The sequence below is a fragment of the Photorhabdus cinerea genome, assembly GCF_011189575.1.
GTDB classification, from domain to species: domain Bacteria; phylum Pseudomonadota; class Gammaproteobacteria; order Enterobacterales; family Enterobacteriaceae; genus Photorhabdus; species Photorhabdus cinerea.
In genome coordinates, this window is the sequence record NZ_PUJW01000006.1 from 188,720 (window position 1) to 202,231 (window position 13,512).

The window sequence follows — 13,512 nt, forward strand, 5'->3', positions numbered from 1 at the left end:
CATTTAAGGCGTAATTAACTGTCATTTTTTCTGAAAATAAAATTGGGTACTATCTCGAAAAAATTTTTAAATTTGTTAAGTTAGTCACATTGATGGAGTAAGAGACTACAGCTGTTTTCTAATCGCTGGGTAATTCTGTTGTTAATTATATGAACTTGTTGTGAATTCGATGAGAAAATTAGATAACTTTAATTTATTGCTAATATTGATTGCATTGGCTGCTGTGGGGCAGATGACACAGACAATCTATGTGCCTGTTATTGCAGATATTGCTAAAGACTTTAATATGCCAACCGGTTCTGTACAACGTGTGATGGCGGCATATCTGTTTTCTTACGGGCTTTCACAGCTTTTTTATGGCCCTCTTTCAGATCAGATTGGCCGTCGTCCGGTAATTCTGGCCGGTATGGTGATTTTCTTGTTTGCTACTGTTTGCGCTTTATTTTCTCCCAATCTGGATGTATTGGTTGTTGCCAGTGCCTTACAGGGGTTAGGGACGGGGGTTGCTGGCGTCATGTCCAGAACGATGCCGCGGGATTTGTATACGGGTACTGCGCTACGTTATGCCAACAGTTTGCTAAATATGGGGATTTTAGTAAGTCCGTTATTAGCGCCAATGATTGGTGGTGTTATCGCGCATTTTTTTGGCTGGCGTTCTTGTTATCTGTTTTTGCTGATTCTATGCGCGGGTGTCGTTTATTATGTGTTTTGTAAGCTACCAGAAACCCGGCCACAGCAAATTGAAAAACGAAAAATGTTCACTTCTTTTCGTCATCTTTTATCGAACGGGTCATTCACTTCTTATTTGATGATGTTAATTGGTGGTCTGTCAGGTATTACTGTCTTTGAAGCCAGTAGTGGCGTGCTGATGGGGGGAGTGCTTGGATTGAACAGTATTACTGTCAGCATCTTATTTATTCTGCCAATTCCAGCAGCTTTCTTTGGGGCGTGGTATGCAGGACGGGAAAGAAAACCTTTTTATAACCTGATGTGGCATTCGGTGATTTGCTGTTTACTGGCTGGGGTGCTGATGTGGTTGCCGGGATGGTTCGGTGTTATGAATATCTGGACGTTATTGGTTCCCGCTGCGCTCTTTTTCTTCGGTGCCGGGATGTTATTCCCACTGGCAACAACGGGGGCAATGGAACCATTTCCTTATCTGGCCGGTGCAGCTGGTGCGTTGGTTGGCGGTTTACAGAATGTTGGTTCTGGTGTAGCGACCTGGTTATCAGCAATGTTGCCACAAAACGGCCAATTCAGTGTGGGTATGCTGATGTTTTTTATGTCAATTTTGATCCTGCTTTGCTGGTTACCTTTGGCGCATAGGATGCAGCATCAGGAACATGTAGCCTAATATGTGTTCATGTAGTAAGACAAGGGTGGAAGATTCCACCCTTTTATCTAAGGAAACTTAGCTTTTATCTTCCCAATCTTGCGCGCGGGCAACCGCCTTTTTCCAGCCATTATATTTGTAATTACGTTCAGTGGTTTCAATGCCTGGACGGAATTCTTTTTCAATGGTGGCTTTGCTTTTCACTTCATCCAGATCTTGCCAGTAGCCTACAGCTAATCCTGCGAGGAAGGCAGCTCCCAATGCCGTGCTTTCACGCACAACAGGGCGTTCTACGCGGGTGCCAAGAATATCTGACTGGAATTGCATCAGGAAGTTATTGGCAACTGCACCACCATCTACACGCAGTGCTTGCAGTCTGGTCCCTGCATCAGCCTGCATTGCATCCAGTACATCACGAGTTTGATAGGCAATTGATTCTAGTGTCGCACGAATGATGTGATTACTGTTGGTACCGCGGGTCACGCCGAAGATTGCACCACGGGCGTAAGGGTCCCAATAGGGTGCGCCAAGGCCGGTAAAAGCCGGAACCACATATACGCCGTTACTATTTTTAACTTTAGTGGCAAAGTATTCGGAATCAGCAGCATCTGCAATGAGTTTTAGTTCATCACGCAGCCACTGAATAGAGGCTCCACCAACGAAAACTGCACCTTCAAGTGCATAGTTTACTTCGCCGCGGGGGCCGCAAGCAATGGTGGTTAATAATCCATGGTTGGAACGTACAGCATCTTTACCTGTGTTCATCAACAGGAAACAGCCTGTCCCATAGGTGTTTTTCGCCATACCGGGCTGAACACAAAGCTGACCATATAGTGCAGCTTGCTGGTCACCCGCGATTCCTGCAATAGGAATACGGGTGCCGCCTTTACCGCCAATGTTGGTTTGACCATAAATTTCAGAAGATGAGCAAACCGTTGGCAGTAAGGTGCATGGGATTTGTAATTCATCAAGAATGTGCTGATCCCAATCCAGATTGTGAATATTGAATAACATGGTACGAGATGCATTCGTGAAATCCGTAACGTGAACACGGCCTTGAGTCATTTTCCATACTAACCAAGTGTCCACAGTACCGAATAGCAGTTCGCCTTTTTCGGCCCGTTCACGTGCGCCTTCGACATGATCCAAAATCCATTTTACTTTGGTACCGGAGAAGTAAGGGTCCACAACTAGCCCTGTATTCTGGCGAATATATTCTTCCAGCCCCTCTTTCTGCTTCAGTTTAGTACAGACATCCGCAGTACGGCGACATTGCCACACAATAGCATTATAGATAGGTTTGCCAGTTTCTTTTTCCCAGATAATGGTTGTTTCACGCTGGTTAGTAATACCGATGCCTGCAATCTGATCAGAGCTAATATCCGCTTTCGCTAATACTTCTACCAGCGTTGAGCTTTGGGTTGCCCAGATTTCCATTGGATCATGCTCGACCCAGCCGGGCTTCGGATAAATCTGGGTAAATTCTCTTTGTGAAATAGAGATAATATTAGCATTGTGATCAAGAATGACAGCTCGTGAGCTGGTTGTTCCCTGATCAAGGGCAACGATATATTTTTCCTCAATCATATTCTTTGTTGTCATGATAATAACCTGTTCTGGAGATCCTCTACTTTAAGCTTTCTTTTTGTTCTGGTTTTCAGTTTTACCAACACTAGTTGGCAGATTGCGGCCAATAAGTTTACGGTAGCCAAATGCCCCGATAATGCCGCCGATAATTGGGGCGGTCAGAGTAACCAGGCAGTAAGGAATTTCACGTCCACCAGTTAGCGCAATATCTCCCCAGCCAGCCAGATAAGCAACTAATTTAGGGCTAAAGTCACGGGCTGGATTCAGGGCGAAGCCTGTTAGTGGGCCAAATGCACCACCGATAACGGCAATCAGAATACCAATCAGTAATGGAGCCAGAGGACCACGGGGAACGCCGTTACCATCGTCAGTCAGCGCCATAATCAGACATAGTAAAACGGCGGCAATGATGGCTTCTATCATAAATGCCTGAGGAATAGAAAGTGATGCCATTGGATAAGTAGAGAATACGCCCGCAGTAAACAGACTTTCAGAGGTACCACGAACGATATTATGTACCTGCTCGTAATCAAGGAATATATTGTAATACATCGTATAGACGATAGCCGCAGCGACAAAACCACCAATCATCTGGGCAATAATAAAAGGAATAACTTTTTTGCCGCTAAAACGGGCAAACAGCCATAAGGCAATGGTTACGGCTGGGTTAAGGTGACCGCCGGAAACACCTGCGGTAAGATAAACAGCTAAAGCAACTCCCAGACCCCAAATAATACTGATTTCCCACAAACCCAGTTGTGCGCCGGCAATGCGGGCAGCGGCAACGCAACCCAGACCAAAGAAGACCAGTAGTGCGGTACCAAGAAACTCAGCGATACATTGCCCGGTTAATGTCGTGCTAGTAGTTTGGCTCATATGTTCTATCCTACTAAGAAGATTTTAGAGTGATAATTATTCTTTTCGCCTTTCAGACATTGAAAGGTGGATTATGTAAATTTATCGTTAATGCGCGTAAACGAGAAATAGCGCAATTGAAATGTGTGTGTTGTGTCAACAAAATGAGCGAATTCGCATCTTTCTATGATTTTGCTAAAAATTAAAGTATGAGCCGCTTTGTGCTTTTATTTGAATAGTTATTTTACTTGTACTGGGGATGTTGCTAGACAGGGGCGCTTTGGCTACATACAATCAGAAGATTGCTTATAAGGGGGAACCGAGAATGTCATTTGAAGTTTTTGAAAAGCTGGAAGCCAAGGTTCAGCAGGCGGTTGATACTATTACCCTGCTACAAATGGAAATTGAAGAATTAAAAGAAAAAAACAGATCTTTATCTCAGGAAATTCAGAATGCAACCAGTAGCAATGAGTCTTTGGCTCGTGAAAATGAGCAATTGAAGCAAGAGCAGCAGGGTTGGCAGGAGCGTCTTCGTGCCTTATTAGGCAAAATGGAAGATGTTCAGTAACTACAATTTCCAGCAGACAAAAAAGGGCGATTCAAAAAAATCGCCCTTAATTTTATACATTGCTGTCAGATGATCTCATCTTCTTCGCTATCATCAAGCCCAAGCGGCTCTTCGGATAGGATGATACCAGTATTATCAGCATACAGATAATCACCAGAGAAGAAAGTTACACCACCGAAATTTACCCGGATATCGCTTGTTCCGGTACCTTCATCACGACAGCCAGCCGGAATAGCCGCTATAGCCTGAATACCAAGGTCAAGCTCTGCCAGTTGATCAACTTGACGTACAGCACCGTAAACGACAATGCCTTCCCATTCATTTTGCACAGCGAGTTGTGCAAGTTCTGCATCAATCAATGCTTGGCGTACAGAACCACCACCATCTACCAGCAAAATGCGGGCACGACCGTTTTCTTCAAGCAGGTCATAAAGTAACCCGTTATCTTCAAAGCATTTAACTGTGATGATTTGACCACCAAATGAAGTACGTCCACCAAAATTGGAGAACATAGGCTCTACCACATTTATTTCTTCCTGATAGGTATCACAAAGCTCGGAAGTATCATATTTCATAGGATTTACGTCTGGTTAAGGTATGGAACGATAAGTATATCCCTTCCAGGCTGGTGTTAGCAAAATCATCAATTGATAAAATGGTACAAAAGATCAAATTCTGCCTGGTTAATTAAGAATAAGACCGACAGAAAAAAGAATGTTAGTCAGTAGTGCTGTTTTGACCATCTGTTCTAGCATTGGACGCATTCCTTCTGGTGTGGGTTCATTAAGTACATACCACATGTGCTTGAGTAATAAGGGTAGAGCGAGCAGGAATAGCCAACCGGTCCAGCCAGGCAAATTTCGTATGGTAAATAATACCAAGCAGAATATTGCTCCGATGATCAGACTGACATGATAGTAACGGGCTTTTTTAGGGCCGAGACGGACAGCCAAGGTGTTTTTGCCATGTCGTTTGTCATCTTCGATATCGCGCAAGTTATTAATATTCAAAACAGCAGTAGACAGAAAACCGCAGGCCGTTGCCGGCAACATAACAATTGAGTCAAAAAAACTAGCTTGAAGATAGTAAGTCCCGGCAACACTTAACCAGCCAAAGAAAATCATTACTGAAATATCACCGAGTCCCATATAACCATAAGGTTTTGTACCGACTGTATAGGTAATTGCGGCAACAATTGCTAGCAAACCAAGTACCAAGAAACCTAATATGTCCCTGGGTTCTTCACAGGCAATAGCAATCAGGGTTGCACCAGATAGGCTAGCCAGCAGCACCATAATCTTCAGTGCCCTTTTCATCTGTGAAGCAGTAATAATTCCTTTTTGCATACCGCGCAGTGGTCCGATACGTTTTTCGGTATCACTTCCTTTAACAACATCACCGTAGTCATTGGCGAGATTGGATAAAATTTGCAGTATGGCGGCTGTTAATAGAGCGAGTAAGGCAACAGGGAGCTTGAAATGCCCGTTCCAGGCAGCAAGGGCTGATCCGGTCATGATAGCGGCAACTGCCAGAGGAAGCGTTTTAGGACGCAAACTTTCCAGCCATGCTTGGGTTTGACTAATGGAAGTTGATGAGTTCATTTCTGCGTTAACTCGCTCCTTTGGGGGTTATAAAAAAGCGATGGGAGGCAAGCCTCCCATCATTAATTCTATAGCGAATCAAGGAATTATATATCCCAATTATAGAATAAATCGGCTCAGATCTTCATCTGCAACCAGCTCATCTAAATGTTCTTTAACGTAGTCAGCATTGATGTCGACTGACTGACCATGACGTTCGCTGGCTTCAAAAGAGATATCTTCCATCAGTCGCTCAAGAACAGTATGTAAGCGACGAGCGCCGATATTTTCGGTTGATTCGTTTACCTGCCATGCTGCTTCAGCGATTCTGCGGATTCCGTCAGTGGTGAAACTGATGTCCATTCCTTCTGTTGCCATCAGTGCTTTGTACTGTTCAGTCAAAGATGCACTAGGTTCAGTCAGAATGCGTTCAAAATCTTCTGTGGTTAATGCTTGCAGTTCCACGCGGATTGGCAAACGCCCTTGTAATTCAGGGATCAGATCAGAAGGACTGGAAACCTGGAATGCACCGGATGCGATAAACAGGATATGGTCTGTTTTTACCATGCCATGTTTAGTGGATACAGTACAACCTTCCACCAGTGGCAGTAGGTCACGTTGAACGCCTTCACGGGAAACATCAGGGCCTGAAGTCTGACCGCGTTTACAGATCTTGTCGATTTCATCAATGAAGACAATGCCGTGTTGTTCAACTGAATCAATTGCCTGCTGTTTCAATTCTTCCGGGTTAACCAGTTTAGCGGCTTCTTCTTCTACCAACAGTTTGAAGGCATCTTTGATTTTCAGCTTACGTGATTTGTGTTTCTGACCGGCAAGGTTCTGGAACATGGATTGTAACTGATTGGTCATCTCTTCCATGCCAGGAGGAGCCATGATTTCCACACCCACGGGTGCGGTAGCGACGTCGATCTCGATTTCTTTATCATCAAGCTGACCTTCACGTAATTTCTTACGGAATGCTTGGCGTGCTGCTGATGGTTCAGACTGAATTTCTGTTTGCCCCCAGTTATTTTTTGCTGGTGGGATCAACACATCCAGAATATGCTCTTCTGCCAGTTCTTCAGCCCGGTAACGGTTTTTTTCAATGGATTGCAGACGAACCATTTTAACCGCAGCGTCTGTTAGATCACGGATGATAGAATCGACTTCTTTACCAACGTAGCCAACTTCTGTGAATTTTGTTGCTTCAACTTTGATGAATGGTGCATTTGCCAGTTTTGCCAGCCGACGTGCGATCTCGGTTTTACCTACACCAGTCGGGCCAATCATCAGAATATTTTTAGGAGTCACTTCGTAACGCAGCATTTCATTCAACTGCATACGACGCCAGCGGTTACGGAGTGCGATAGCTACAGCGCGTTTCGCTTTGTCCTGACCAATAATATAGTTGTCAAGTTCACTGACAATTTCGCGTGGAGTCATTTCAGACATACTATCTATCCTTACGCTTTTGAAGGAAGTTCTTCGAAGTTGTGATTATGGTTGGTGTAAATACAGATATCACCGGCAATTGTCAGCGCTTTCTCTGCAATTTTTCTGGCACTAAGATCAGTATTTTCCAGCATTGCCCGTGCAGCGGCCTGCGCGTATGGGCCACCAGAACCAATAGCAATCAAGTCATTTTCTGGCTGAATAACATCGCCGTTGCCTGTGATGATCAGGGAGCTGTTTTCATCTGCTACTGCCAGTAATGCTTCCAGTTTGCGCAACATACGGTCAGTTCGCCAATCTTTGGCAAGTTCAACAGCTGCCTTTGTCAGGTGGCCTTGATGCATTTCAAGTTTACGTTCAAACAGCTCAAACAGAGTAAAAGCGTCTGCTGTACCGCCGGCAAAACCCGCGATTACTTTGTCATTATAGAGGCGGCGAACTTTACGGACATTGCCTTTCATGACGGTATTACCCATCGTTGCCTGTCCATCACCACCGATTACGACCTGGCCATTACGGCGAACACTTACGATTGTAGTCACGAGTAAGCCCTTGGTTACAAAAATAGATAAATGTGACGCACGGTATTTTCGACAGTGTATATGGCTATCGAAAATACCGTGTGTACGGTGCTAGGAGTTATAAATGGGGGAGGATTATAATTTTTCAACCCCCTATTACACGGAGAATACAACCGGGTACCCCGGCATCTTTCAGACGTTCCTGCATTTTTTCAGCGAGGCTTTTACTGTAAGGGCCAAGAACAACACGATGCCAGCCGCCTCCCGTTGTGATTTGGCTTTCAATACCGGCAAATGCCAGTCTGGCGCGTACTGATTCAGCCTGATCCATATTACGGAATGAACCACACTGTAAAATCATGCGTTGTGCGCTTTCTGCTGGTTTAGGTTTACTGGTTTCAACTGGTGGTGTTTGCGGTTGAACTGTTTGAGCTTGTACTTGTTGCTGCGGTTGTGGCTTTGCTTCCAGCGGTTGTTGCGTTTCTGCTGGTGGCTTGATGATAACTTGTGAGCGTGGCACTTGAACGCCATTGTATGGAACTTCTGGCAATGAAGTTGCTGGCTGTTGCATATCTGCTTGCATCTGTTCAAGTAGCTGCCGTTGTTCTGCGGTTAACTGGGTTTGTGAATTTATTTGCCCGCTAGATGATGGATCACGCGGAGTCGCTATGCCGACAGGACGATTTTCCAACTCTTTGATGTAGCGCCAGCGCTCTTCCGGTTTTGGCGGCAAGCCATGACTTTGCGGAGGATGTTTTGGTCGTGTGTCTGGAGCGCTTTCCTGTTTATTTTGGGTGATAAAGTAAAGACCACCAATAAAGATAACCACCAATGCTATTGCTACTGCCATTGTTGTTTTTGGCAGACCTTGAGTTTGGTGCTTTTTCTTATCGGTATTTTTACGGCGGGGGGTTGAACGCCCGCGGCTCACATAATCTCGTTGTGCCACTGTCTAATTCGCTGAGTTATTTAAATAAAAGAAAATAAACAATATATTACTTAACCTGCGGTTATTTGCCTAGCTTTTAGGCGAACAGGCGCTTTGTCGAATGATGAGTTCAGATTCTAATAATTGAGAACCGCCAGATGTTGTGTGACCTTGGATTTGATCGAGTAACAGCAACATTGCTTTGTGACCAATCTGATAACGAGGTTGGCCAACAGTGGTCAGAGGTGGATCGCTGTACGTGGCTAAATTTAAGTTATCGAACCCAATAATTGATAAATCTTCCGGTATTTTTAAGCCCATTCTTTTAGCCTGCCACATAACGCCAATCGCCATCACATCGCTGTGGCAGAAAATAGCGGTAGGAGGCTCTGGTAGAGACATCAATTGTTCGGTCAGCTTTGCACCGCTTTCATGGGTAAAATTACCCTGGACAATATAATCTTCACGAATTGTCCCACCAGAACGACGCAATGCTTGTATATATCCCTGAAGGCGATAACGGCAAAGTAGCATATCTTCCGGCCCGGAAATGCAAGCAATATGTTTATGGCCTAGTGTTTGTAGGTAATGGGTGGCGTTGAATGCTGCGGTCAGGTTATCAATATGAATAGTCGGAAGTTCCAGATCAGGTGCAAATTCATTTGCCATCACCATTGGTGGCAGGTTTTTTTGTTCTTCTTTACTGGCATCAAATGGAATGTTAGAACCGAGCAGCAACATACCATCGATCTGTTTAGTGATAATTAGGTTGAGAAATGCATGTTCTTGTTTATGCTGATGTTGACAATCACCGATTAACACTAGATAACCATGTTGCGTGGCTGTCTCTTCGATACCACAAATCACATCTGTGAAAAAAGGGTCACTGATATTCGGCACTATTACCAGGATCGTTTTCGACTCACTGCGTTTGAGATTGCGGGATAAGTTATTAGGATAATAGCCCACAGCCAGTACAGCTTGTTCCACTTTTTGTCGTGTCTGGGAGGAAACCTTTTCCGGATTCATGAGTGTTCTTGATACTGTTGCGGTAGAAACGCCAGCCACTTCAGCGACATCTTTCATCGTTGCGGAGGTGCCATTCTTTTTCTGCTCCAAAACTCACTCCTCATTTCCTGACTGATTAGTTAAACGATTGTCATTTTTGGGTTGCCGGAAGCCATCAGTCATTTTAAGTAAAATAATGACATTTGGTTTAGGATTATGACAATGTTATTAAGGGATCATTCTAAACAGTTTGGCAAATTCGTTTGTTCCTTAGTTTGCAAAAAAAGGTGATATAAATCATTTATTCGATGTGGCTCGCAAATTAGTAAATAATTTTTCATTGATTGCGTTTATCAAGTGTGATTTTTCCGAGTAGTTAATAGAAGAATGTTTTATTTGATAAACTTATATGCTTAAAAATAAAGGTCATTAACCATCCGTTGGGTCCACATCAATACTCCATTTCACTTTTCGAGTTTGCGGCAACGCGGTTATTTGTGGGTAGACCATTGCCATTATTTTCTGTAGAGAAATTCTAGATGGATGTTGAATGAGTAGCTGCCAGCGATAACGACCGCTTCTTTTTGCCTGTAATGCAGGTACTGGTCCCATGATCCATAAGTTATCATCGCGCAGAGGATGATTTTCAAAAAGCAAACGTAATTGCTGTAAAAAGGCGGGTGACTGCTGATTATCATGATCTTCTGACCGCAAGATAATATGGCTAGTAAATGGCGGCAAAAATACGTTTTGTCGTTCATCCATAGCTTGGGCCGCGAATGCGTCGTAGCCTTTATTCAACAGAATTTGCAATAACGGATGATCAGGATGATGGGTCTGGAGAACTACTTCTCCCTGTTTACCTGCCCGACCAGCACGGCCAGATACTTGCGTATAAAGCTGTGCGAAGCGTTCCGCTGCCCGGAAGTCTGCAGAAAATAGGGCACCATCAACATCCAGCAAGGAGACTAGCGTGACGTTAGGGAAATGGTGACCTTTTGCCAGCATTTGTGTGCCAATTAATATACGGGCACCTCCGGCATGAATATCAGTCAATCGTTGCTCCAGTGTTCCTTTACGACTGGTGGTATCTTTGTCAATGCGGGTAATAGGCACACCGGGAAACAGGTCTGAAATACCACTTTCAAGCTGTTCTGTGCCAAGGCCAACAGGTTGAAGATGGGTAGAGCCGCATTGTGGGCATTGGTGAGGAACTGAGCGTTGGCTGTCACAATGATGGCAACGCAACTGACGATGGTGCTGATGTAGCGTGTAATAATGGTCACAGCGTTGGCATTCTGCAATCCAACCACACTCATGACAAAGTAAGGCCGGTGAATAACCACGGCGGTTGAGGAACAGCATTATCTGGTTGCCCGCTTTTAGATGTTCCTCAATACGCTTTATAAGTGGCTGAGATAATCCGACTCTTATCGGCAAACCTTTTAAATCCAGTAAATGTTGAGTAGCGGGTTGGGCATGACCTGCACGTTTGGATAATGTTAGCTGGCGGTATTTGCCTTGTTGCACATTATAAAGTGTTTCCAGTGCTGGAGTAGCAGAACCCATGATAACCGGGATATTTTCTTTTTTTGACCTGAATACTGCTAAATCACGGGCATGGTAACGCCAGCCTTCCTGTTGTTTATAAGAGCTATCGTGTTCTTCATCGATAATGATGACACCCAAACAGGCAAATGGTGTAAATAGGGCTGAGCGTGTACCGATGATAATCGCATTCTCACCGCGTTGTGCTCGCAGCCATACAGCCAGGCGTTCACTGTCATTCAAGGCTGAATGGAGAACGTCAACCGGTGCATTGAAGCGTTTTCTGAAACGGCGGATTGTCTGTGGTGTCAGGCCAATTTCCGGTACAAGGATCAGCGCTTGTTTACCTTGTGCCAAAATATTCTCCAGTACGCTAAGATAAATTTCTGTTTTACCTGAGCCGGTGACTCCAGCCAGTAACCAGGGAGAAAACTGCTGATCTTCTGCACGAATAGCACCAACGGCTGTGGCCTGCTCTGTATTCAATTTCAGACGTTCGCCGGTGATTTGAAAATGGTTTCTCCAGTCTTTAGACTCAGGTTGCACAGGGTGTAAATCGATAAGTTCCTTCTTTTTAAGTGATTGAAGGGCACTTTCGCTCAATCCCAGTTCTGTAATCTGATGGCGATATATCGCTTTCTGACGCAGTGCTGCCAGCGCTTGCTGTTGTTTTGATGATCGTTTCAATTGTGCCAGCGGTATTTCAGCTCCTGTCGGAGTCACTTGCCATTGCCAGAGCGGGGTTGATTCAGCTGGTTTTCCCTGACGAAGCAATACCGGCAATGCATGAAACAGGACTTCACCTAGCGGATAATGGTAATAGTTGGCAGCCCAGAGTAATAATTGCCAGAGATCTGCTGAAAATAAGGAGCGAGTATCGAGAATAGACTCTATCGGTTTCAGTTGTTCCGCTGGAATATCACTACTATCGGTTGTTCCCGTGACGATACCAATCGCTTTGCGTTTGCCAAAAGGTACTGTTACCCGCATCCCTGCAATGGGTAATTGGTTGCTTGTGGGCAACAGATAGTCAAAAGAGCGAGTAAGAGGGACAGGTAGAGCAACCTGAACAACAGCCATAAAATTATTCCGTAAAATCAATGAGTAAATCAGAATGTAATCAAAAATTGATTATAGAATATCATAGACAACGAGCGGATTTCATTGCGAGATAAGCAGATATTCTGTATGATCCGCCGCCTTTGGTACGGAAGATGCCAAACTTATTTTATCAACGCGACGTGTGGTGTCTGGCGGCAACAAGGCTGGATAGCGACACGGCCTTAACAGAGGTTATCCCATGAAAAAAGATATTCATCCTAAATATGAAGCAGTTACTGCAACTTGTTCTTGCGGTAATGTAATGCAAATCAGATCTACCGTTGGTCACTCCCTGAATCTGGACGTATGTGGTCAATGTCACCCATTCTATACTGGTAAACAACGTGATGTTGCTACCGGTGGTCGTGTTGATCGCTTCAACAAACGTTTCAACGTTCCAGGTGTTGGCAAGTAATTGCGGATTTGTGTCTGCTTATAGAGCAGTCCACTGGTACGAACAAACGCCCGGTGCTTTGCATCGGGCGTTTTGCATTTAAAATGAACATAACAACAAAACCCCTGAATTTTGCAGCGGGCTTTGTTGTGCCACCATCAATATTCCCAGGTATCGGGATCAATACCTAATTCCCGCATGATTTCTTTTGCAGCTTCTGGGATTTCATCGTTACGCTCTTTGCGTAAGTCATTATCATCAGGAAGTGGTTGCCCGGTAAATGCATGCAGGAATGCTTCACACAGCAATTCACTGTTGGTTGCGTGACGCAGGTTATTTACCTGACGGCGGGTACGCTCATCAGTGAGAATCCTCAACACTTTCAAAGGAATTGAAACTGTGATTTTCTTCACTTGTTCACTTTTTTTGCCATGTTCAGCATAAGGGCTGACATATTCACCGTTCCATTCAGCCATGGGGTACCTTAAATAGTCGTATAGTCATAAAGTTAAGCCAGATAACAGAGGCAGCTTTCATTGTGAAATATTGCCATTTTATCGTGATTTCCTTATCAATTATACAGTTATAGTATATTCGATAAACTAATCGCTACTAATAAAAGTATCATAATTATGAT

At 44.3% G+C, this 13,512-nt stretch carries 13 protein-coding genes; 3 read left to right on the plus strand and 10 right to left on the minus strand.

From position 1 onward, the window contains the following. The first annotated feature begins 169 nt into the window (after positions 1 to 169). Positions 170 to 1,354, plus strand: coding sequence for a multidrug efflux MFS transporter EmrD (gene emrD, locus C5469_RS07930; protein ID WP_166304660.1), 1,185 nt, complete (start codon positions 170 to 172; stop codon positions 1,352 to 1,354). A gap of 57 nt (positions 1,355 to 1,411) precedes the next feature. On the opposite strand, the gene glpK is transcribed toward emrD, so the two are convergent. Together glpK and C5469_RS07940 are read right to left on the minus strand one after the other, a co-directional pair. Beyond that, positions 1,412 to 2,935 carry a glycerol kinase GlpK gene (glpK, locus tag C5469_RS07935; protein WP_166304663.1) on the minus strand — a complete coding sequence of 508 codons (1,524 nt, stop codon included), beginning with the start codon at positions 2,933 to 2,935 and terminating at the stop codon, positions 1,412 to 1,414. A 30-nt stretch (positions 2,936 to 2,965) separates the two neighbouring features. Next, the gene (locus C5469_RS07940; RefSeq protein WP_166304666.1) at positions 2,966 to 3,796 is read right to left on the minus strand and encodes an MIP/aquaporin family protein; all 831 of its coding nucleotides are present in this window, start codon (positions 3,794 to 3,796) and stop codon (positions 2,966 to 2,968) included. 304 nt (positions 3,797 to 4,100) lie between these two features. On the opposite strand from C5469_RS07940, the gene zapB reads away from it, so the two are divergent. Continuing rightward, on the plus strand, positions 4,101 to 4,343 hold the full coding sequence (gene zapB / locus C5469_RS07945) for a septal ring assembly protein ZapB (RefSeq protein ID WP_054477634.1): 243 nt from the start codon (positions 4,101 to 4,103) through the stop codon (positions 4,341 to 4,343). A 65-nt stretch (positions 4,344 to 4,408) separates the two neighbouring features. Here zapB and rraA read toward each other — a convergent pair whose 3' ends face one another. The 7 genes from rraA to priA form a co-directional block, all read right to left on the minus strand. Then, positions 4,409 to 4,918: a ribonuclease E activity regulator RraA gene (gene rraA / locus C5469_RS07950; RefSeq protein ID WP_166304669.1), complete on the minus strand. Its 510-nt coding sequence runs from the start codon at positions 4,916 to 4,918 to the stop codon at positions 4,409 to 4,411. Between the two features lie 108 nt (positions 4,919 to 5,026). Continuing rightward, on the minus strand, positions 5,027 to 5,944 hold the full coding sequence (locus tag C5469_RS07955; RefSeq protein ID WP_166304672.1) for a 1,4-dihydroxy-2-naphthoate polyprenyltransferase: 918 nt from the start codon (positions 5,942 to 5,944) through the stop codon (positions 5,027 to 5,029). Between the two features lie 99 nt (positions 5,945 to 6,043). After that, positions 6,044 to 7,375, minus strand: a complete 1,332-nt coding sequence (hslU, locus tag C5469_RS07960; protein ID WP_166304674.1) for an HslU--HslV peptidase ATPase subunit — start codon at positions 7,373 to 7,375, stop codon at positions 6,044 to 6,046. An 11-nt stretch (positions 7,376 to 7,386) separates the two neighbouring features. Beyond that, positions 7,387 to 7,917: an ATP-dependent protease subunit HslV gene (gene hslV / locus C5469_RS07965; RefSeq protein WP_166304677.1), complete on the minus strand. Its 531-nt coding sequence runs from the start codon at positions 7,915 to 7,917 to the stop codon at positions 7,387 to 7,389. A 124-nt stretch (positions 7,918 to 8,041) separates the two neighbouring features. Further along, complete coding sequence (gene ftsN / locus C5469_RS07970) at positions 8,042 to 8,845, minus strand: cell division protein FtsN (protein ID WP_166304679.1); 804 nt, start codon at positions 8,843 to 8,845, stop codon at positions 8,042 to 8,044. Between the two features lie 69 nt (positions 8,846 to 8,914). After that, positions 8,915 to 9,943, minus strand: a complete 1,029-nt coding sequence (gene cytR, locus C5469_RS07975; protein WP_054477643.1) for a DNA-binding transcriptional regulator CytR — start codon at positions 9,941 to 9,943, stop codon at positions 8,915 to 8,917. A 318-nt stretch (positions 9,944 to 10,261) separates the two neighbouring features. After that, positions 10,262 to 12,460 carry a primosomal protein N' gene (gene priA, locus C5469_RS07980; protein WP_166304681.1) on the minus strand — a complete coding sequence of 733 codons (2,199 nt, stop codon included), beginning with the start codon at positions 12,458 to 12,460 and terminating at the stop codon, positions 10,262 to 10,264. A gap of 220 nt (positions 12,461 to 12,680) precedes the next feature. Between priA and rpmE the strand changes: the two genes are divergently transcribed. Beyond that, entirely contained in the window at positions 12,681 to 12,896 is a 216-nt protein-coding gene (gene rpmE, locus C5469_RS07985; RefSeq protein WP_166304683.1) for a 50S ribosomal protein L31, read from the plus strand. Between the two features lie 137 nt (positions 12,897 to 13,033). Here the strand turns inward: rpmE and metJ are convergent, their stop codons facing one another. Further along, positions 13,034 to 13,351 carry a met regulon transcriptional regulator MetJ gene (gene metJ, locus C5469_RS07990; protein WP_054477647.1) on the minus strand — a complete coding sequence of 106 codons (318 nt, stop codon included), beginning with the start codon at positions 13,349 to 13,351 and terminating at the stop codon, positions 13,034 to 13,036. Positions 13,352 to 13,512: the final 161 nt, after the last annotated feature.

Bases quoted from the DNA above. Each gene is read 5' to 3' on its own strand.
- emrD (WP_166304660.1), top strand. From the start codon at position 170: ATGAGAAAATTAGATAACTTTAATTTATTGCTAATATTGATTGCATTG.
- glpK (WP_166304663.1), bottom strand. From the start codon at position 2,935: ATGACAACAAAGAATATGATTGAGGAAAAATATATCGTTGCCCTTGAT.
- C5469_RS07940 (WP_166304666.1), bottom strand. From the start codon at position 3,796: ATGAGCCAAACTACTAGCACGACATTAACCGGGCAATGTATCGCTGAG.
- zapB (WP_054477634.1), top strand. From the start codon at position 4,101: ATGTCATTTGAAGTTTTTGAAAAGCTGGAAGCCAAGGTTCAGCAGGCG.
- rraA (WP_166304669.1), bottom strand. From the start codon at position 4,918: ATGAAATATGATACTTCCGAGCTTTGTGATACCTATCAGGAAGAAATA.
- C5469_RS07955 (WP_166304672.1), bottom strand. From the start codon at position 5,944: ATGAACTCATCAACTTCCATTAGTCAAACCCAAGCATGGCTGGAAAGT.
- hslU (WP_166304674.1), bottom strand. From the start codon at position 7,375: ATGTCTGAAATGACTCCACGCGAAATTGTCAGTGAACTTGACAACTAT.
- priA (WP_166304681.1), bottom strand. From the start codon at position 12,460: ATGGCTGTTGTTCAGGTTGCTCTACCTGTCCCTCTTACTCGCTCTTTT.
- rpmE (WP_166304683.1), top strand. From the start codon at position 12,681: ATGAAAAAAGATATTCATCCTAAATATGAAGCAGTTACTGCAACTTGT.
- metJ (WP_054477647.1), bottom strand. From the start codon at position 13,351: ATGGCTGAATGGAACGGTGAATATGTCAGCCCTTATGCTGAACATGGC.